The organism is Collinsella sp. AF31-11 (genome assembly GCF_003475605.1).
Taxonomy (GTDB): domain Bacteria; phylum Actinomycetota; class Coriobacteriia; order Coriobacteriales; family Coriobacteriaceae; genus Collinsella.
Genome location: NZ_QRQS01000008.1, coordinates 78,506 through 96,561 on the forward strand (window position 1 = coordinate 78,506; position 18,056 = coordinate 96,561).

At 60.3% G+C, this 18,056-nt stretch carries 17 protein-coding genes and 2 tRNA genes; 18 read left to right on the top strand and 1 reads right to left on the bottom strand.

All coding sequences use genetic code 11. From position 1 onward, the window contains the following. Positions 1-5 precede the first annotated feature (5 nt). From DWZ22_RS06605 to DWZ22_RS06650, 10 genes are all read left to right on the top strand, one after another. Positions 6-539 carry a shikimate kinase gene (locus DWZ22_RS06605; protein ID WP_117735064.1) on the top strand — a complete coding sequence of 178 codons (534 nt, stop codon included), beginning with the start codon at positions 6-8 and terminating at the stop codon, positions 537-539. Continuing rightward, positions 536-1,645, top strand: a complete 1,110-nt coding sequence (locus tag DWZ22_RS06610; RefSeq protein ID WP_118405735.1) for a hypothetical protein — start codon at positions 536-538, stop codon at positions 1,643-1,645. The genes DWZ22_RS06605 and DWZ22_RS06610 overlap by 4 nt, the downstream gene beginning before the upstream one ends. Positions 1,646-1,778: 133 nt before the next feature. Continuing rightward, complete coding sequence (locus DWZ22_RS06615) at positions 1,779-2,909, top strand: Xaa-Pro peptidase family protein (protein WP_117762923.1); 1,131 nt, start codon at positions 1,779-1,781, stop codon at positions 2,907-2,909. A 159-nt stretch (positions 2,910-3,068) separates the two neighbouring features. Beyond that, on the top strand, positions 3,069-3,632 hold the full coding sequence (gene efp, locus DWZ22_RS06620) for an elongation factor P (RefSeq protein ID WP_118288930.1): 564 nt from the start codon (positions 3,069-3,071) through the stop codon (positions 3,630-3,632). A gap of 24 nt (positions 3,633-3,656) precedes the next feature. After that, positions 3,657-4,019, top strand: a complete 363-nt coding sequence (locus tag DWZ22_RS06625; RefSeq protein ID WP_006233982.1) for an Asp23/Gls24 family envelope stress response protein — start codon at positions 3,657-3,659, stop codon at positions 4,017-4,019. 3 nt (positions 4,020-4,022) lie between these two features. Beyond that, positions 4,023-4,610 carry a transcription antitermination factor NusB gene (gene nusB / locus DWZ22_RS06630; protein ID WP_147352276.1) on the top strand — a complete coding sequence of 196 codons (588 nt, stop codon included), beginning with the start codon at positions 4,023-4,025 and terminating at the stop codon, positions 4,608-4,610. A 2-nt stretch (positions 4,611-4,612) separates the two neighbouring features. Further along, positions 4,613-4,852 (top strand): exodeoxyribonuclease VII small subunit, encoded by a 240-nt coding sequence (locus DWZ22_RS06635; RefSeq protein ID WP_006233978.1) that lies wholly within the window; start codon positions 4,613-4,615, stop codon positions 4,850-4,852. A gap of 34 nt (positions 4,853-4,886) precedes the next feature. After that, positions 4,887-5,690, top strand: coding sequence for a TlyA family RNA methyltransferase (locus DWZ22_RS06640; protein WP_233505053.1), 804 nt, complete (start codon positions 4,887-4,889; stop codon positions 5,688-5,690). Next, the gene (locus DWZ22_RS06645) at positions 5,687-6,547 is read left to right on the top strand and encodes an NAD(+)/NADH kinase (protein ID WP_117735069.1); all 861 of its coding nucleotides are present in this window, start codon (positions 5,687-5,689) and stop codon (positions 6,545-6,547) included. Before DWZ22_RS06640 ends, DWZ22_RS06645 begins: the two co-directional genes overlap by 4 nt. After that, positions 6,537-8,165, top strand: a complete 1,629-nt coding sequence (locus DWZ22_RS06650) for a DNA repair protein RecN (protein WP_118405736.1) — start codon at positions 6,537-6,539, stop codon at positions 8,163-8,165. Before DWZ22_RS06645 ends, DWZ22_RS06650 begins: the two co-directional genes overlap by 11 nt. A 59-nt stretch (positions 8,166-8,224) precedes the next feature. Here the strand turns inward: DWZ22_RS06650 and DWZ22_RS06655 are convergent, their stop codons facing one another. Continuing rightward, positions 8,225-9,082, bottom strand: a complete 858-nt coding sequence (locus tag DWZ22_RS06655; RefSeq protein ID WP_118273438.1) for a MurR/RpiR family transcriptional regulator — start codon at positions 9,080-9,082, stop codon at positions 8,225-8,227. Between the two features lie 272 nt (positions 9,083-9,354). Between DWZ22_RS06655 and DWZ22_RS06660 the strand changes: the two genes are divergently transcribed. The 8 genes from DWZ22_RS06660 to DWZ22_RS06695 all read left to right on the top strand — a co-directional run bounded on the left by DWZ22_RS06660 (position 9,355) and on the right by DWZ22_RS06695 (position 18,011). Beyond that, positions 9,355-11,364: a fructose-specific PTS transporter subunit EIIC gene (locus tag DWZ22_RS06660; protein ID WP_118405737.1), complete on the top strand. Its 2,010-nt coding sequence runs from the start codon at positions 9,355-9,357 to the stop codon at positions 11,362-11,364. Positions 11,365-11,785: 421 nt separating this feature from the next. Next, a complete protein-coding gene (locus tag DWZ22_RS06665; RefSeq protein WP_022094575.1) occupies positions 11,786-12,049 on the top strand; it encodes an HPr family phosphocarrier protein in 264 nt (87 codons plus the stop codon). Positions 12,050-12,182: 133 nt separating this feature from the next. After that, entirely contained in the window at positions 12,183-13,886 is a 1,704-nt protein-coding gene (ptsP, locus tag DWZ22_RS06670; protein WP_118405738.1) for a phosphoenolpyruvate--protein phosphotransferase, read from the top strand. Positions 13,887-13,960: 74 nt separating this feature from the next. Further along, complete coding sequence (locus DWZ22_RS06675; protein ID WP_117735074.1) at positions 13,961-14,893, top strand: 1-phosphofructokinase family hexose kinase; 933 nt, start codon at positions 13,961-13,963, stop codon at positions 14,891-14,893. A gap of 189 nt (positions 14,894-15,082) precedes the next feature. Next, a complete protein-coding gene (locus DWZ22_RS06680) occupies positions 15,083-16,015 on the top strand; it encodes a 1-phosphofructokinase family hexose kinase (RefSeq protein WP_118405739.1) in 933 nt (310 codons plus the stop codon). A 198-nt stretch (positions 16,016-16,213) separates the two neighbouring features. Next, entirely contained in the window at positions 16,214-17,608 is a 1,395-nt protein-coding gene (locus DWZ22_RS06685) for a CCA tRNA nucleotidyltransferase (RefSeq protein ID WP_118405740.1), read from the top strand. Between the two features lie 227 nt (positions 17,609-17,835). Next, positions 17,836-17,912: transfer RNA gene (locus DWZ22_RS06690), tRNA-Glu, on the top strand. A gap of 22 nt (positions 17,913-17,934) precedes the next feature. Further along, a tRNA-Glu gene (locus DWZ22_RS06695) sits at positions 17,935-18,011 on the top strand. Positions 18,012-18,056 lie beyond the last annotated feature (45 nt).

Below are 18,056 nucleotides of genomic sequence, written 5' to 3' on the forward strand. Positions count from 1 at the left end.
TCGCTATGTCCCAGCACATCAAACACGGCTGCGACCATATCTTCTTTATCGGCTTTTTGGGCGCGGGCAAATCGACGCTCGCGCGCAACGTCGGCACCATGTTCAAGCGGCGTTTTATCGATACCGACCGCCTGGTCGTGCGTCGATGCGGCAAGTCGGTTACCGAGATTTTTGAGACCGAGGGCGAGGATCGTTTTCGCGAGCTCGAGACCTCGGCACTCCGTTCGCTTCAAAGCGAGCGCAGCCTGCTGGTATCGTGCGGGGGTGGCATCGTCGAGACGCCAGTGAACATTAAACTGATGCACGAAATGGGTACGTGCGTGTACCTCGAGGGCGACTTCGAGGACTCGTTGCGCCAGATTCGTCGGTGCGACACGCGCCCCGATTTCCGCTCGCCCGAGCATGCCGCGCGCCTGTTTGAGCATCGCCGTCCGCTGTATCGCCAGGCCGCCGATCTTACCCTTGATATTCGCAACAAGTCCTTCGAGGACGTTTCCTACCTTTGTGCCGAGATGCTTTTGGAGCGTGGACTGCTATGATTCGCCGTCAACTGATCAATTTCCAAAACCGCAGCGTCGATGTCCGTGTCGGATTGGGCGCGTTCGATGAGCTGTCGCGTATGTTTGCTTCGGCCGTGGGCAAGCCTAAGCGTGCGATGGTCGTTTGGAACACCGCCACGTCAGAGCGTTTTGGCGAGATCGTTGAGCACGCTCTGGTCGATGCTGGCTTTGCCGAGTCGCCGCTCGTCCTCGAGGTTTCGCCTGCCGGTGCTACGCTGGCCGATGCCGATGCTATCTTTGGCGCCCTGTCTGCCAACGGCGTTACCTGCGACGATCTGGTTGTCGCCGTTGGCGATGCCGCAACCTGCTCGGTTGTTAGCTGGTGCGCCAACCAGTGGTGCGGCCGAACTGAGTGCGCGCTGCTGCCGACGACCTTCGACGCCATGCTCACGGTCGCGACGACCATGAAGCCGCTCGTCGCTTCGTCGGCGAATGCGCTTCCCGCTATCGCGTTTCGTCCCGAACCGGGCTTGGTCGTGTGTGACCTCGACCTTGTTCGCGAAGCGGACCCCGAGGACCTCAAGCTCGGCTATGCGGTACTTGTTGGCACCATGCTTTCGAGCAGCAAGTCGCGCTGGAATCAGTTTATTGAGACTGTCCCCGAGATTCTTGCTGGTGAGGAGGTCGCGCTCGTCAATGCCGTCCAATGGTCTCAGACTGCCCGCAAGGACGTGCTGACGGCCACGAACCCGAGCGCTCGCCATGCGCTCGATTTTGGCAAGATGGGGGAACGCACCCTGCGCGCCTGCTTGGGCGATGCCGCTTCGCGGATCCCTGCCTACCAACTGTTGTCCGAGGGCATGCGCTTTGAGGCACGCCTAGCACATGATGCCTGCGACTTCGATATCGACTATGTGTTTGATGTCGATGACTGCCTGGAGGACTTTGGTATCGAGGAACTTGCCTTCGACCTGGAGCCTACCGCGTTTGTCGAGGAGTTCCGCAGGCAGCAGTTTGCGCGCTCGAACCGTAGCATGCTGCCGTTGCCCGCGGCGCTTGGCGCTATACGTTTGACCAGCGTGGAGGACGAGGTTCTCGAGCGCCATGTCCAGGCGTATCTGGCTTCTCGTAAGGAACTTCTCTAAGATTTATTGACATCCATCGTCTTTCGTATCATGTTGAGGGACGGGTTTTCAATCGGTTACGAATCGCTTGCGTTTTCGTACGCTGATTGAGCCCGTCCCGTCTTTATGTGACGACAACAAGAAAGGAATCTGCATGTCTGAGTTTGCTGCCGGTCCTGCCGGTCGTATCGAGCGTGTCCGTGCCCTGATGGTCGAGCGTGGCTACGACGCCATTGTGGTGCGCGACGAGGCAAATCTTCGTTGGCTTACGGGCGTGAAGGGCGTCTTCGATTACACCTTCGAGTTTCCGCACGCGGCGTTTATTACGGCTGACCAGTGCCTGTTCCATACCGATTCGCGCTATCTCAACAGCTTTGAGGAGAACACGCCCGCCGGCAGTCCCTGGGTCTACGACATGGACGAGGGCACCATCCCCGGTTGGGTCGCCGGCAAGATCGCGGCCAACAAGTGCCGCGTCTGCGCTGTCGAGGACGATATGCAGATTAACTTCTACCAGGGCATTCAGCGCGGCCTGGAGGACCGCTCCGTCGCTTGCATGCTGCCGCTGATGCACGACGACATCCGTAAGATGCGCGCCGTCAAGGATGCCGAGGAGATCGAGCTCATGCGCCACGCACAGTCGATCACCGACGCCGCCTTCCAGCATATGCTCGGCTTTATTAAGCCTGGTATGACCGAGAAGCAGGTTCGCAACGAGCTCGAGAACTTTATGTTCGCCAACGGCGCCGACAGCTTGGCCTTTGGCTCCATCGTCGCGAGCGGTCCCAACACTGCGAACCCGCACGCCGTCCCGAGTGACCGCGTGATCGAGAAGGGCGACTTCGTCCTCATGGATTACGGCGCGGGCTATTGCGACTACCGCTCCGATATGACGCGTACCGTCGTGATGGGCGAGCCTACCCAGGAGCAGCTCGACCTGTACGCGCTCGTGCGCCGTACGCACGAGGAGTGCGTCGCCGCCATCCATCCGGGCGTCGAGGGCAACGACATTTTCAAGCTTTCTAAGAAGATTATCGGGGATGCCGGTTATGGCGATTACTACAACCATGGCCTGGGCCACGGTGTCGGTATCGACATCCACGAGCTGCCCAACTTCAACCGTAGCAAGAACATCATCGAAGTTGGCTCGGTTATTACCATGGAGCCCGGCGTGTACCTGCCTGGTGTGGGCGGCGTGCGCTTGGAGGACTACGGCGTGGTCACCGAGAACGGCTACGAGCCCTTCACCAAGACCCCGCATGACCTCCACGTTATCGACTGCTAGTCTACTTCGTAGATAGTTTGGGGTGGGGCGTCCGAAATGATTCGGGCGCCCCGCGTTCTCTTTTTATGCGCTCGCTGCAGGCGCCGTCTGCAAGTGTATAATTTCGGTCGTATGTAATTTGGACGCTTGTGCGTTCTGCCTATAACAAGAAAGGTCGCTATGCCTACCATTTCTACCGCCGACTTCAAGAACGGCCTCGGTCTCCGCATTAAGGACAAGGTCTACACCATCGTCGAGTTCCAGCATGTCAAGCCGGGCAAGGGTGGCGCGTTTGTGCGCTACAAGACCCGCGACATCAAGAGCGGCCGCGTCGTCGAGAACACCTGCAACGCCGGCACCAAGTTCGAGAGCGTCATGCTCACCACCCGTGAGTTCCAGTACCTCTACAACGATGGCGCCGACTACATCTTCATGGACAACGAGTCCTATGAGCAGGTTCCCGTTCCCGAGGACATGGTGGGCGAGAACTCCAAGTGGCTGCGCGAGAACGACATCTGCCAGCTGCTCTTCGCCGACGATGAGCTCATGGGCGTGACCCCGCCGATGTTCATCGAGACCACCATTGTCCAGACCGACCCGGGCTTTAAGGGCGACACCGTCCAGGGTTCCACCAAGCCGGCCACGATCGACACCGGCGCTGTCATCCAGGTCCCCATGTACCTCAACGAGGGCGAGGTCATCAAGGTTGACACCCGCGACGGCAAGTTCGTCTCCCGCGTCTAGCAACCAACTCTTCTAGGAGGACTCATGCCCCAGGAAATCAAGATTGACGGTATCGGCATTTCGCCCGATGTTCTGACCGCCATCGTCTCGCGCGCCGTGTCCGATGTCGAGGGCATCGCCTCCGTTGGCGTCAAGGACCTTGCCACCAACCTTGTCTCCATGATGCTCTCGTCCAAGGCCCCGGCTTCTGAGCCGGCGGTCGAGGCCGAGGTCGTCGGTGACAAACTCGCACTCACCGTGCGTGTCGTGGTGTTCTTTGGCTATCCGTTCAAGAAACTCGCCGAGGCCGTTCGCGCCGCCGTGGTCGCCGCCATCGATGCCCAGGTGGGCGTTGAGGTCGAGCGCGTTGACGTTTGCATCGACGGCCTCGTTTTCCCCAAGGAGTAACCTTTGAGCCTTAAGGTTTATCGCGGGCGCACGCTTGCCCGCAGTCAGGCGCTGCAGCTGCTGTTCCAGGCCGAGGCCACGGACAGCCCGCTCGAGCGTGTCCTCGAGGGCGATTTCCTGATCTCGAAGGGTCCCCTCGACCCCTATGCGCTGGAGCTTTGCCGCGGTGCCTACGAGCATATTGATCGCATCGACTGTGCCCTGCGCGCCGTCGCCAAGAACTGGGATCTTATGCGCATGCCCGGTGCCGACCGCAATCTGCTGCGTATCGCTGTCTATGAGATGCGCTTCCTCACCGACGAAGAGGTCTCGGACGCTATCGTGATCAACGAGGCCGTCGAAATCGCTAAGGCTTATGGTACCGACCAGTCTGCATCGTTTGTCAACGGCGTGCTGGGCAAGATCGCTCGCAGCGAGGAGCTGCCGGGCGAGGACCTGTACCAAGAGCTGCTGGCCGAGGATCGCGCTCGCGAGGAGGCACAGGCTGCCGAGGCGGCCGCCAAGGTCGCTGCCGCTCAGGCTGCCGCCGGCGTATTTGCCGAGGATGCGGACGCTGCTGAGGCCGTCGAGGCCGACTCCGTCGAGGAGTAGTCATGCCAGAGGGTTCTGTCCGCAACTTTGACGAGATCTCGGACCGTCTAGACCAGATCATCGCTACCGTTCGCTCCAAGGATACGTCCTTGGAGCGTTCACTCGATCTGTTTGACGAGGCTATTGAGCTGGGCTCCCGCGCGGTCGATATGGTCGACAAGTTTGAGCTGACGCCGCGTGAGGCCGATAAGCTCGAGCAGGAATACGATGAGGATGCGGCAAACGAATCCCAGGATAGCTAGCCGCATCTCCGGATACGAATGGTTGATGGCATTCATGAAACGCGTGCGTCTTGATGACGAACTGATTTCACAGGGCATCTGCGCCGATCGCGCGGATGCCCTTCGCACTCTTATGGCCGGCTTGGTCTCGAGTGGCGGCGAGCGCTTGACTTCGCCGGGCCTTAAGGTGACCCCGGGTCTGCCGCTGCACGTGAAGGGGCGCATTCCCTATGTCGGCCGCGGCGGTCTTAAGCTCGAAGGCGCGCTTGATGCGTTTGGCATCAATCCGACGGGCCTTGCCTGTCTGGATGTTGGCTGCTCTACCGGCGGCTTTACCGATTGCCTGCTCAAGCGCGGAGCTGCGACCGTTGTCTCGGTGGACGTGGGTCGCGCCCAGTTCGATTGGTCGTTGCGTCAGGACGATCGCGTGACACTGCATGAGCGCACAAACGTGACGCAGCTGCCCGAGCTTGGCTATGCGGGCGCCATCGACCTGGCTGTGTGTGATGTCTCGTTTACCAGCATTGCGAACATTATCGATGCGGTGCTGGCGTGCTTGGCACCTATGGGCGCATTCTGCACGCTCGTAAAGCCGCAGTTTGAGGCTCCGGCGGCGCTGGTGGGTGAGGGCGGCATTGTGACCGATCCCGCTGTTCGCCGCGATACGCTTGTAGCGGCGATTGAGCTTTTTGCCGCCAAGGGCCTGTTTCCGGTCGATGTGTGCGTGTCACCCATTCATGGTGCCAAGGGCAACGTTGAGTTTTTCCTGTACGGCACGAGGTTTGCCCCCGGTGAACGCACCGACGATGAGCTGCAATCCCAGGTATCGGTTTTGAGCGAGAAAGCTGCAACGCTATGAAGGTCTTTCTGGTTCCCAATTACTACAAGCAAGAGGCGGTCGAGAGTGGCCTGATGCTCGAGCTTTGGCTTTCGCGCCAGGGCTACGAGGTGGCATGGGCTGCCGATCAGCGCTCCAAGATCCAGAGCGCGCCCGATGTTGACGATGCCGACCTGGTCATTACGCTCGGCGGCGACGGCACGCTGCTGCGCGCGGCTCGTATCCTCAACTATCGCGAGATTCCTATCCTCGGTCTTTCCTATGGTCACCTGGGCTTTTTAACTGCTGCGAGTCCGGAGGAGCGCGACATCCTGCAGGTCGTGAGCGATGCCCTGTCCGGCGAGCTGCACGTGAGCCGTCGCGCCACGATCGCCGCGGATATCGTGTCCGTGCGCGACGATGGCACGAAGGATGTCGTGCGCACGTTCGCCCTCAACGACATGGCGCTTACCCGCGGCCCCCTTTCCGATATGGTCGAGTTTGACATCACGGTTTCCGGCCACCATATCGATCGCTTGCGTGGTGATGGCGTGGTCGTGTCCACGGCGACTGGTTCTACGGGGTACGCGCTGAGTGCCGGTGGCCCCATCGTGAGCCCCGACTATACGGGCATGGTCTGCGTACCCATTGCCCCGCACACCATTCAGGCTCGTGCCTTTTTGACTTCGCCGAGTGATGTCGTCGAAATCTTTATGTCTGATGACCGCCCGAGCGTTCCGGCGATCGCTATCGATGGACAGTTTATTACCTGCGATGGCACCGTCGAGAGCGTGGCGGCGCGCCGTGGGCCCGGAGATGTGCTGCTGCTCGATTACGGCCCCGAGAGCTTTTATAACTCGGTGAGCCGCGTATTCTACGGAGTCCGTCATGATCGATGAGCTGCAGGTTTCTAACATTGCACTCATTCGCGAGGCGACGTTGGTGCCGAGTGCCGGCCTGACTGTCCTGACCGGCGAGACCGGCGCCGGCAAGACCGCGCTGCTCTCGGCGCTCAAGCTCATTTTGGGCGAGCGCGCGGATTCGTCGATGGTGCGCGAGGGCGAGGCGCTGGCGAGCGTCGAGGCGCGCTTGTTCGACGGGCCGCACGACACGGATGGCTTCACCGTGCAGCGCAGCCTTTCCGCCGAGGGCCGCAGTCGCGTAAAAATTGACGGCCGCATCGCCAGCGTGCGCGAGCTTTCGGAGCGCGTTGGCGTGATGATGGATTTGTGCGGGCAGCATGAGCATCAGCGCTTGCTCGATCCGGCGCATCACGTTGCGATGGTCGATGCCTGGGCGGGGCGCTCTGCGCTCGAGGCGCTGGATGCGTACCGCACCTGCTTTAAGGCATCGCGCGCTGCCGCCAAGGAAGTTCGACGTGTCGAAGAGGCCTCGCGTGCGCAGGGGAGCCGCGTCGAGGAGGCGCGCTTTGCCCTCGAGCGCATCGGCGAGGTCGACCCCAAGCCGGGCGAGTATGAGGAGCTCGAGGAACTGCTACCGCGCTCCGAACATGCCGAGGTACTGGTTGCCACAGCTAACGATGCCCATGCATCGCTTGCCGCCGAAGGGGGAGCGCTCGATGCCGTGAACAGTGCCGTGGCAGAGCTTTCCCGTATGGCTGCCGTCGATCGCAAACTGGGTGACATTGCCGATGCGCTTTCGGATGCCTGTATCTCCCTTGAGGATTGCGCGAACGAGCTTCGTGCCTATCGCGATGGCATCGCCTTCGACCCGCGCGAGCTCGCTCGCATGCGTGAGCGGTATTCCGACCTCAAGGGCCTGTTGCGTCAGTGGGGTCCCACCATGGACGATGTGTTTGCCATGCGCGATCGCTCGCAAGAGCTGCTGTCCCTGGTCGATGATGGCGATGAACAGATCAAACAGGCGCGTGAGGTGCTCGGGATCGCCGAGCGCGAGTTGTTTGCCGCTGCCAAGGCACTTAAGCGCGCTCGCAATACGGCGGCCCCGCGCTTCTGCCACGAGGTTGGCCGCCAGATGGCGCGCTTGGAGATGGGTAGTGCCGAGCTCGTCTGGGAGTCACGTGATCTTCCCCGTGCTGAGTGGACGCCCGTTGGTCCTTCGAGCTACGAGCTGCTATACCGCAGCGGTGCCGGTTTGACGCCGCGCCCCCTGCGCCGAATTGCGTCGGGCGGCGAGCTAAGCCGCGTCATGCTGGCAAGCAAGGTTGTCCTCGGTAACGCAGACGGTGTCGATACGCTGGTGTTTGACGAGGTTGATGCTGGTGTTGGTGGCTCCACGGCGCGTGCGCTTGCAGGCGTGCTGGCAGATCTCGCCGCTACGCATCAGGTGATTGTCGTAACCCACTTGGCACAGGTCGCCGTCATGGCCGACAAGCATTATGTTGTCAGCAAGGAACCGGGCGATGTTCCCCAGACGCATTTGGACGAGGTAACCGGCGAAGCGCGTACCGCCGAGATCGCTCGCATGCTCAGCGGCGATCAGTCCGAGGCAAGCTTGGCCCACGCCAAGCAGATGCTCGAAGAAGCTCGAGGTTAGGTCGTATCAGCGGTGTTGGTGGGACAAAATAGACTGAAATTTTTGTCCCACAACGCGTTTTACTCAACGACCTTGTCCGGCTGGATTAGCTCCTCGTAGTAGCTGATATGCTCGCGCGCGTCCTCGATTTCGGGCAGCAGGAAGTTGTAGATAACCTCGATGATCATCGTTGCACTGATTTTAGAGAACGCAAAGTCGCCCGTCGTCAGCAGCGCTTCGTGGTTGACGGTATTAAAGGTGTAGTCTGCCAGGCGCGCGAGCGGGGATTTGCTGTCGCTGCTGATGACGACTATGGTTGCGCCGCAGTCGCGAGCCGCTTTTGCCATGCGATTCAGTCGGCGCGATTTGCCGGAGTTTGAGATGAGCACGATGACGTCACCCGGGCGCAACGTGAGCGCAAAGCCGATTGATGTCTCGCTAATGGTGCTCGCCATGCAGCGCAGGCCCAGCTGCGAAAACTTAAACGTCGCATCGAGCGCGACCGCGTTCGTATTGCCCACAGCCGCAAACTCAATAACCCCTGCATGCTTAAGGGCATGCACAACAGCCGCCAGCGTATCGTGGTCGATCCCGTCGATGGTCGCATTAAGCTCGCTCACCTTGGCAGCCAGAATGTTCTTGAGGCTCTGCTCCATATTGTCGAGCGAGACCTCGTCAGTCAGGCCCTCGTTGCGCTGGCTTTCCAAATCCCTTGCCAACGAAAACTGAAAGCTGCGGAAGCTACCAAAGCCCAGCTTGCGGCAGAAGCGCGAAACGGTCGCCTCGGACGTGGCGGCGGCGCGCGAGAGCTGAGCCGCCGTGAGGCGTGGCGCCTCGGACTGGTGCTCCAATATATAGTCGACAATGCGCTGCTCGGACTCGCTGTATCCCTGATGGGTACTAATGAGGGAAAGTGCGCTCTTGCTACTATCGGTCATGGATGGCTCCTGGTTGGCATGAAAATCGGACTCGTTTTGTATTCTCATAGTATAGGGGGATTTTCAATTACAAGATACACCTTGCCGTTTCAAGAGTTGATGGTAAACTTTCACCTACCGTTTACGGTTATGAAAGAACCTTTCACCGGAGAATTGCGCCTTGTCTCTTCTCACGCGGACGGTAGGTTGGTATCTTTCAGTTGTGGAAAAGCGCGCAAGGACGCGCGTGTAGGGGAGCGCCTGCGGGCGCAAAACTTAAAAAGGAGGGACACATGGCTAAGTTTGACATCATTGCCGCGACCGGTTGCCCGACCGGCATTGCGCACACCTTCATGGCGAAGGAGGCGCTGGAGAAGGCAGCTGCCGAGCGCGGTCTGACCATTAAGGTCGAGACTCATGGCCAGGTCGGTGTCGAGAACGAGCTCACTAAGAGCGAGATCGCTGGCGCCAAGGCCGTCGTCGTCGCAGCTGACAAGGATGTCCAGGCCGAGCGTTTTGCCGGCAAGCCCATGGTTTCCGTTGGTGTTTCCAAGGCCCTGTCCGTTGAGGCCGCCGGTAAGCTGATTGACCGCGCGCTCGCCGCCAAGGGCGACAGCACGGTTGCAGCCGCTGCCGATGTCGAGGACGAGGTCGAGGAGAAGGAGTCCATCGGCCACGTCATCTACAAGCACCTTATGAACGGCGTCAGCCATATGCTGGTCTTCGTCGTCGCCGGTGGTGTCCTGACCGCCGTTTCGTTCCTGTGGGGCATCACGTCCTTCGATTCGACGGCTGCCGACTACAACAGCTTCGCCGCTATGCTCAAGATCATCGGCGGCATTGCCATGAACCTCATGGTTCCCGTGCTTTCCGCCTATATCGCCGAATCCATCGGCAAGCGCCCGGCGCTCGTCCCCGGTTTTGTTGCCGGTATGATCGCCATCCAGGGCCTGCCTGTTAACGCCGAGACCGGCATGATCGACGCCGGTGGCGCCGGCGTGGGCTTCGGCTTCCTCGGCGGCATCGTCGGTGGCTTCCTCGCCGGTTATGTCATCCTACTGCTCGAGAAGGTCTTTGCCGGTCTGCCCAAGAACCTGGACGGCCTCAAGGCAATCTTTTTGTACCCGCTGTTCTCGACGGCTATCGTCGGCCTGGTCATGCTCGGCATTTCCGGCCCCATGGCTGCCATCAACACCGCCATGATGGACTTCCTCAAGGGTCTGTCCGCCTCTGGCGCCGTTGTTCTGGGTCTTGCTATCGGCTGCATGTGCGCTTTTGACATGGGCGGCCCGGTCAACAAGGCTGCTTATGTCACCGGTACCGCTATGCTCACCGAGGCCCTGGCCGCCGGTGTTGGCACCGACACCTACAACTTCGGTACCAACTTCATGGCTGCCGTCTCCGCCGCTTGCATCGTTCCGCCGCTGATCACCACCTTCGCCGTCGTTGTCGGCAAGAAGTACTTCAGCCAGGAGGATCATGACGCCGGTATCGTCAACCTCATCCTTGGTTGCACCCACATCACCGAGGGCGCCATTCCGTTCATGACCAAGAACATCTGGCCCGTCATGCCCATCATGATGCTCGGTTCCTCTATCGCTTCGATCCTGACCATTATGTTCAACGTTCACGATCCGGCGCCTCACGGTGGCTTCCTGGTCCTGCCCGTTGTCGAGAACGGTCCGCTGTGGGTCCTCGCGATCCTCATCGGCGCCGTGGTCGGTGGCATCCTGTTCGTGGCCTTCAAGAAGCACGACTTCGAGAAGAATCAGAAGGCCGCTCCTGCTGCTCCCTCTAAGTCGGTCGAGGCTCCCAAGCCCGCTGCTGTCGAGGCCCCCAAGGCCGAGGCTGCCGACTTCGTGAAGGTCGAGAACGTTTTTGTCGCCGAGGACTTCACTTCTCGTGACGAGGCTCTGAGCTTCGTTTCCAACCAGGCTGTCAAGGCCGGTATCGCCAGTGACGCCGACGCCGTGATGAACGCCTTCCTGGCTCGCGAGGCCGAGGGCACCACGGGCATGATGGAGGGCTTCGCCATTCCGCATGCCAAGTCCGACGCCATTACCGAGGCTGCCGTCATCGTCGTCAAGGACGAGTCTGGCGTGACCGGTTGGGACACCATGGACGGCGCTCCCGTCAACGTGGCCATCGCTCTGCTCATCCCGGGTGCCCAGGCTGGCACCACGCACCTCAAGATCCTGTCCAAGGTCGCCGAGGCGCTCATGGACGAGGACTTCCGTGCCACCGTCAAGGGTTCCACCGACGCCGCCGAGATCGCAAAGACGATCAACGCCCGCCTGGTCTAATCCCACAGTTCGCGAATTACATCGCCCCCTGTAATAAAGGCGGAGACCCTCTCCAGGGCCTCCGCCTTTTTCGAAAATAGAGAACACACCGGTTGATCCCATCAGCCAGAATTCCTTTCAGCCGACATTGCTCTGGACCGACCGAGTTTCCGCAGCTTGCTCGCCGGGCGGGGCGATTAAGTTTGTCGCGTGTTCCGCACGCAAAGGAAAGCACTTAATGTGCTTTCCGTCTTGCGCAGGACTGTAGAGCAGCAAACTTAATCGCCCCGCCCTGCGAGCAAGCGGACGACAAACACATCTGTCCAATAATTCGTCTGAAACACAATGAAAAACCGTTTGATGTGAGTTAATATAAACAACGTCGTGAATCTGACTCCTGTCGCATGCATGACAGGGGTTAAACACAAAAAAGGAGTCAATTATGGTTTCTGAGAAGGCTACCCTCGTTAATCCTCAGGGTCTGCACATGCGTCCGGCTGGCCTGTTCGCCTCCACCATGGGCAAGTACGCCTGTGACGTGACGGTCGTCACCCCCGAGAAGGAGGTCAACGGCAAGTCCCCGATGGCCCTCATGGCTGCTGGTATCCCCTGCGGCACCGAGGTTGAGGTCAAGTGCGACGGCGCTGACGAGGCCGAGGCTCTGGCTGCTGCCATCGAGCTCATCAAGAGCGGTCTTGGCGAGTAGAACTCAAACGGGTCGCATGTTGAACAACTAAGTTCATATTTGGGGGCGCAGTGACCTGTTTTAAGGTAGCTGCGCTCTTTTGTCATGGATATGGCAAAACGCTTTATCACATGACACGGAGAGAGGAATGGGAATGTATCAGGGAGTCAACGCTTCTGAGGGCATCGGTATCGGCACCGTCATGGTCGCCGTCGATCCCGACTTGACGTTTGAGCCGCACGAGGTTGCTGATTCGGCAGCAGAGAAGGAGCGCTATCAGACCGCTCTTTCGGTCTTCTGCGATAAGACCCAGGCTCAGGCCGACCACATGAAGGAAACGGTGGGCGAGGCCGAGGCCGAGATCATGAGCGGACACATTGTCCTGGCTCAGGACCCGGGCATGACCGACGCCATCAACGCCGCCATTGATGGCGGCACCTGCGCCGAGCAGGCGCTCATGGACACCTCGACCATGTTCGAGAACATGTTCCTGTCCATGGACGACGAGATGTTTCGTCTGCGCGCGGCCGACATCGCCGACATCCGCACCGGTATTCTGGCCGAGCTGCTGGGCAAGGAGGTCGTCGACCTCTCCGTCCTGCCCGAGAACACCGTCGTTGTCGTGCACGACCTCACGCCGTCCATGACCGCCACGATCGACAAGGCTCACGTTGCCGGTATCGTCACCGAGACCGGTGGCCGTACGTCGCACTCCGCGATCATCGCACGTGCCCTCGAGATTCCAGCCGTCCTTTCGGTTTCCAACAGCTGCACCGCACTGCGCAACGGCATGACCGTCGTCGTCGACGGTGGCAAGGGTGTTGTCGAGGCCGATCCCGACGAGGAGACGCTTGCCGCCTACACCGCCAAGGCCGAGGCCTTCGCTGCCGAGAAGGCAGCCCTCGAGTCCTTCCGCGGCAAGCCTTCTGTGACTGCCGATGGCATCAAGAAGATCATCGCCTGCAACATCGGCAACCCCGGTGACGTGCCCAACGCGCTCGATCACGACGCCGAGGCTATCGGCCTGTTCCGCTCCGAGTTCCTGTTCATGGACTCCGCCGAGCTTCCTTCCGAGGAGGAGCAGTTCAACGCCTACCGCAAGGTCGCCAGTGCGCTTAAGGGCGCTCCGGTCATCATCCGCACGCTCGATGTGGGTGGCGACAAGGAGATTCCGTACCTGCACATGGTCAAGGAAGAGAACCCCTTCATGGGCTTCCGCGCCGTGCGTTACTGCCTGGCCAACCCCGACCAGTACAAGGTGCAGCTCCGCGCCCTGCTGCGCGCCAGCGCCTTTGGCGACGTCAAGATCATGATCCCGCTCGTCACCTGCGTCGAGGAAGTCGTGGCCGTTAAGGAGCTCGTCGAGCAGTGCAAGGCCGAGCTGACCGAAGAGGGCCGCAAGTTCAACGAGAACATCGAGGTCGGCATTATGGTCGAGACGCCTGCCGCCTCGCTGCTCGCTGACCGCCTGGCCGAGGTCGCCGACTTCTTCTCCATCGGCACCAACGACCTGATTGGCTACACCATGTGCGCCGACCGTGGCAACGACACCATCTCCAACCTGTACCAGGTGTACTATCCCGCCGTGCTCCGCTCTCTCAAGAACATCATCGAGAGCGGCGTGAAGGCCGGCATCATGGTCGGCATGTGCGGCGAGGCCGCTGCCGATCCGCTGCTTGAGCCGCTGCTGATCAGCTGGGGCCTGGAGGAGTTCTCGATGAGCGCTCCGTCGATCCTGCGCGCTCGCAAGACCATCAGCCAGTGGACCAGGGCCGAGTGCGACGAGCTCGCCGAGAAGGCGCTCGCCTGCAACACCGCCGCCGAGGTCAAGGCGCTGCTCGAGTCCGCAGCTCGTTAATTTGGTATCAGAGGTAACCGCGTGGCTGGAATGGGCCGGCCACGCGGCCCTCACGTATACAGGGGGTACTGTAAATGTTCTACACGCTAACTGCTAACCCGGCTGTCGACATGACGGTTTCGAGCTCTCCGCTTGAGCCCGATGAGAACGTCCGCACCGGTTCGGCCAGCTACACGGCCAACGGCAAGGGCCTCGACGTGTCCTTCGCCTTCAAGAAGATGGGGGTCGACACCGTCGCGCTCGGCTTCTTCGCTGGCTTCACCGGCAAGTTTATCGTCGAGGAGGTCATGAACCTCGGTTGCCTGTGCCGCCCGGTCTGGACCGACGGTATCACGCGCATCAACACCTACGTCAACGATGGCCAGCACGAGTACGGCATCCTGAACCCCGGCGCTCCGATTACGCCGCAGCACCAGGAGGAGCTCTACAACATCCTGGACACCGCGGGCGATCTTGAGTGCCTGATCGTCTCCGGCTCCGTGCCTCCCAAAGCCACGCCCGACTTCCTGGCTCAGGTCATGGAGCACGCTCAGGCTCGTGGCGCCGACGTCGTCCTGGACCTGTCCTCCGACAAGCTCAAGGAGCTCGCTCATAAGAAGCCGCTGCTCATCAAGCCGAACCATCACGAGATGAAGGCTATCTTCGGTGTGCCGGTCGATACCGACGACGAGGTCCGCATTGCCATGAAGCTGGCTCACGAGGCCGGCGTTCAGAACGTGCTGCTCACCCGTGGTAGCCGCGGCGACGCCTACTTCTCCAACGGCGAGGACATCTGGTACGCGAAGCGTGAGTTCAACATCAAGCTGGTCTCTTCCGTCTGCGCCGGCGACTGCACCCTCGCTGCGTTCCTGCACAAGTGGTACAAGAACCGCGACAACGTCGAGGAGGCCATGAAGCTCGCTATGGCCACCGGTGCCAACGTTGCCGAGTCCGTCGGCATTGGCGACTTTGGTCACGTCGACGAGTACAGCAAGCGCATTGCTGTCCGCAAGCTCGATCGTCAGTAATCGAAACGCGACATATTCGTGCGCATGCGGCGCCCCGGTTTCGGCCTGGGCGCCTTTTTTGTTCGCCCATGGGGGAGACATGTTCTGCCGTACTTCATCGCTTCCACACCGTTTACCGAGTTGTCCTAGCCTTTTACCGATGTGTGGAATATACTTTCATTAACACGTTGCCTTGTGAAAGGAACATTCATGATTTACACGCTCACTGCAAATCCCGCCATCGACTACAACATCGCCTGCGACGGTCTTGACGCCAACACCGTCACGCGTACCCGCAACGCCGTTTACACGCCCAACGGCAAGGGTCTCAACGTCTCGTTCACCCTCGATCACTACGGCGTCGACACCACGATCCTGGGCTTCTTCGCCGGCTTTTCTGGCGAGTTTATCGTCAAGGGCGCCGAGGCCCTGGGCGTACCCGTCAAGCCCGTGTGGACCGATGGCATCACGCGCGTCAACGTGTTCCTCAACGCGGGCCCCGATACCGAGTACAACATGGTCAACGCCGGTGCCGCCATCAACGAGGCCAACGAGCAGGAGATGTTCGAGCTCATCGATTCGCTCGACGACATGACCTGTCTGGTCATTAGCGGCTCACTGCCCCCCAACACTTCCGAGGGTTTCCTGTCCGAGGTGCTTCGCCGCGTCAAGGCCAAGGGTGCCGAGTTCGTGCTCGATATCTCGAGCCATCAGCTGGCAGACCTCATTGCCATGGAGCCTCTGCTGATTAAGCCTAATGACGACGAGCTGCTCGATATCTTTGGCATTAAGGTAAGCGGCGGCGACGATGAGTCCGTCAAGCGTGCCATGGCCGAGCTGCACGCCAAGGGCGCTAAGAACGTACTGCTGACCCTTGGCGGCGATGGCGCGTACTTCTCCAACGGCGAGCACATCTGGTTTGCCAACCGTACTTTTGAGGTTAAGCTGCTGTCGACGGTGTGCGCGGGCGACTCCTCCCTGGCCGCTTTTCTGTCCGTGTGGCACGACGCCCCCGAGCGCGTCGAGGACGCCCTGCGCCTGTCGATGGCAACCGGCGCTAACGTGGTCGAGTGCCCGGGTCTGGGTGACTTTGCCAAGGTGGAGGAGTACAAGAAGGGTATTGCCATCCGTCAGGTTTGCTAGCGCGGCACGCGGTTACATTCTTTGCTTGTCGAGCACCCGTCTCGGATTTTCGAGACGGGTGCTTTTTTAAGCCTGCTGTCGAGCCCTTGGGGCTCAATCGTGCGCGAAGTGGGTTCGTGTGTGCGCCTTCTTCTGTTTCTTGCTAGACTTCTTGAGAACCAACAATCAATACACTCGCAATTGCAGGAGGCCACAGGAATGTGCACAGTTTCGCTTAACGCTACGCAGCCGTCAGCCGCCTCCCTGCGCGTCCTACGCGCGCTCGAGGCAGCTGGTCTTGAGGCTTGGTACGTAGGCGGTTGGGTACGTGATGCCCTTATGGGATGCCCCAGCCACGATGTTGATATGTGCTGCAGCGGCCTGTGGCAGGAGTCCAAGGTAGCACTCGAGGCTGCCGGCATTGCGGTGGTTGAATCGGGCATTAAATTTGGCGGCATCACCGCCATTAGTGATGGCGAGCGTATCGAGGTCACTACGTACCGCCTGGACGGCTTTTACACCGATGGCCGCCATCCGCAAAGCGTGGAGCGTGCGGCGTCGCTTGAGGACGATCTGGCGCGCCGCGACTTTACCGTCAACGCCATGGCCTGGCATCCCGAGCGCGGGCTTGTCGACCGCTACGACGGCCAGGGTGATTTGGAACGAAAGCTGATCCGTGCCGTCGGCGATCCCAAGCGTCGCTTTAACGAGGATGCCCTGCGCATGCTGCGTGCGGTGCGTTTTGCCTGCCGCCTGGACTTTGTGATTGAGCCCGAGACTAAGCGTGCCCTTGCCGAGTGCGCGCCGCTGCTCGATGCCGTGGCGCGCGAGCGTGTGGGCATTGAGCTCGAGGGCATCCTTTCGACCGGCCACGGGGGAGACGCCATGCTGCGCTACCCCGAGCTTGTTTGCGCCGCCGTGCCCGAGTTGGCAGAGGGTCGCGGGTTTGATCAGCGCAGCGTCTACCATGCCTTTAACGTTTACGAGCATATTGCCCGCGTGCTGACGGTGGCAGGTGAGCTGGCGCTGTGTGACGGCGTCGCGCCCTCGTCGAGCCTGATGTGGGCGGCGTTTTTGCACGACGTTTCCAAGCCCGAGTGTTTTACGGTCGACCATGCGGGCAGCGGCCACTTTTACGGTCATCCCGAGCTCGGGGCCAAGAAGGCGCGTGTCATTATGGATCGCCTGGCGCTTTCGCACGACCTGATCCGTGACGTGTGTCTGCTCATCAAGTATCACGATAAACCGTTGCGCCCCGAGCGTTCCTGTCTGCTCAATATGATGCGCTTGCTTTCGGGCGAGGGCGTCGACACCGCCCGCCTGATGGACGAGCTCATGGATCTCAAGCGTGCCGATACGCTCGGCAAGGCCCCGTCGTGCTTCTATTACGTCGAGACCATCGAGGAGATGCGCGCGCTGGCGCACGAGCTACTGGAGGCAGGGGAGCCCTATACGCTCAAGATGCTCGCCATCAACGGCGGCGATCTGATCCGCGCCGGCGTGAAGCCGGGGCCCGAGCTAGGCCAGCTACTCAACGCCGCCCTCGACGCCGTGATCGAGGACAACATCCCCAACGACCGCGAAGCTCTTTTGGTCCATCTCAACCTAGGGTAGTTAATTTGGGACGGGGCTTTTTTAGCTACCCCTGCCGGCAGCACCGGCGGTTCGGTCGATTGACGGCTAGGGCAGCTAAAAAAGCCCCGTCCCAAATTAACTACCTTGCTGACCTGCGCGTTCCATAACCTGCCGACAAATTTTCGGCAATTTGGATTTTTTTCTTGCGCTCACGTTTTTTGTCCCGTAATATGTTTCCTTGCAGCACGGCAGTGCAGATGTCATGTGGCCCGTTCGTCTAGCGGTTTAGGACGCCGCCCTCTCAAGGCGGAGATCACCAGTTCGAATCTGGTACGGGCTACCATTTCTTTTCTGCCGAGGCTTATGGCCCGTTCGTCTAGCGGTTTAGGACGCCGCCCTCTCAAGGCGGAGATCACCAGTTCGAATCTGGTACGGGCTACCACGCATCTGTTACCCGGACTTCCCACGGAAGGCCGGGTTTTTTTAT

What these genes read in the sequence shown, in the direction of transcription:
- DWZ22_RS06605 (WP_117735064.1), top strand. Translation starts at nt 6, where the DNA reads ATGTCCCAGCACATCAAACACGGCTGCGACCATATCTTCTTTATCGGC.
- DWZ22_RS06610 (WP_118405735.1), top strand. Translation starts at nt 536, where the DNA reads ATGATTCGCCGTCAACTGATCAATTTCCAAAACCGCAGCGTCGATGTC.
- DWZ22_RS06615 (WP_117762923.1), top strand. Translation starts at nt 1,779, where the DNA reads ATGTCTGAGTTTGCTGCCGGTCCTGCCGGTCGTATCGAGCGTGTCCGT.
- efp (WP_118288930.1), top strand. Translation starts at nt 3,069, where the DNA reads ATGCCTACCATTTCTACCGCCGACTTCAAGAACGGCCTCGGTCTCCGC.
- DWZ22_RS06625 (WP_006233982.1), top strand. Translation starts at nt 3,657, where the DNA reads ATGCCCCAGGAAATCAAGATTGACGGTATCGGCATTTCGCCCGATGTT.
- DWZ22_RS06635 (WP_006233978.1), top strand. Translation starts at nt 4,613, where the DNA reads ATGCCAGAGGGTTCTGTCCGCAACTTTGACGAGATCTCGGACCGTCTA.
- DWZ22_RS06640 (WP_233505053.1), top strand. Translation starts at nt 4,887, where the DNA reads ATGAAACGCGTGCGTCTTGATGACGAACTGATTTCACAGGGCATCTGC.
- DWZ22_RS06645 (WP_117735069.1), top strand. Translation starts at nt 5,687, where the DNA reads ATGAAGGTCTTTCTGGTTCCCAATTACTACAAGCAAGAGGCGGTCGAG.
- DWZ22_RS06650 (WP_118405736.1), top strand. Translation starts at nt 6,537, where the DNA reads ATGATCGATGAGCTGCAGGTTTCTAACATTGCACTCATTCGCGAGGCG.
- DWZ22_RS06655 (WP_118273438.1), bottom strand. Translation starts at nt 9,082, where the DNA reads ATGACCGATAGTAGCAAGAGCGCACTTTCCCTCATTAGTACCCATCAG.
- DWZ22_RS06660 (WP_118405737.1), top strand. Translation starts at nt 9,355, where the DNA reads ATGGCTAAGTTTGACATCATTGCCGCGACCGGTTGCCCGACCGGCATT.
- DWZ22_RS06665 (WP_022094575.1), top strand. Translation starts at nt 11,786, where the DNA reads ATGGTTTCTGAGAAGGCTACCCTCGTTAATCCTCAGGGTCTGCACATG.
- ptsP (WP_118405738.1), top strand. Translation starts at nt 12,183, where the DNA reads ATGTATCAGGGAGTCAACGCTTCTGAGGGCATCGGTATCGGCACCGTC.
- DWZ22_RS06675 (WP_117735074.1), top strand. Translation starts at nt 13,961, where the DNA reads ATGTTCTACACGCTAACTGCTAACCCGGCTGTCGACATGACGGTTTCG.
- DWZ22_RS06680 (WP_118405739.1), top strand. Translation starts at nt 15,083, where the DNA reads ATGATTTACACGCTCACTGCAAATCCCGCCATCGACTACAACATCGCC.
- DWZ22_RS06685 (WP_118405740.1), top strand. Translation starts at nt 16,214, where the DNA reads ATGTGCACAGTTTCGCTTAACGCTACGCAGCCGTCAGCCGCCTCCCTG.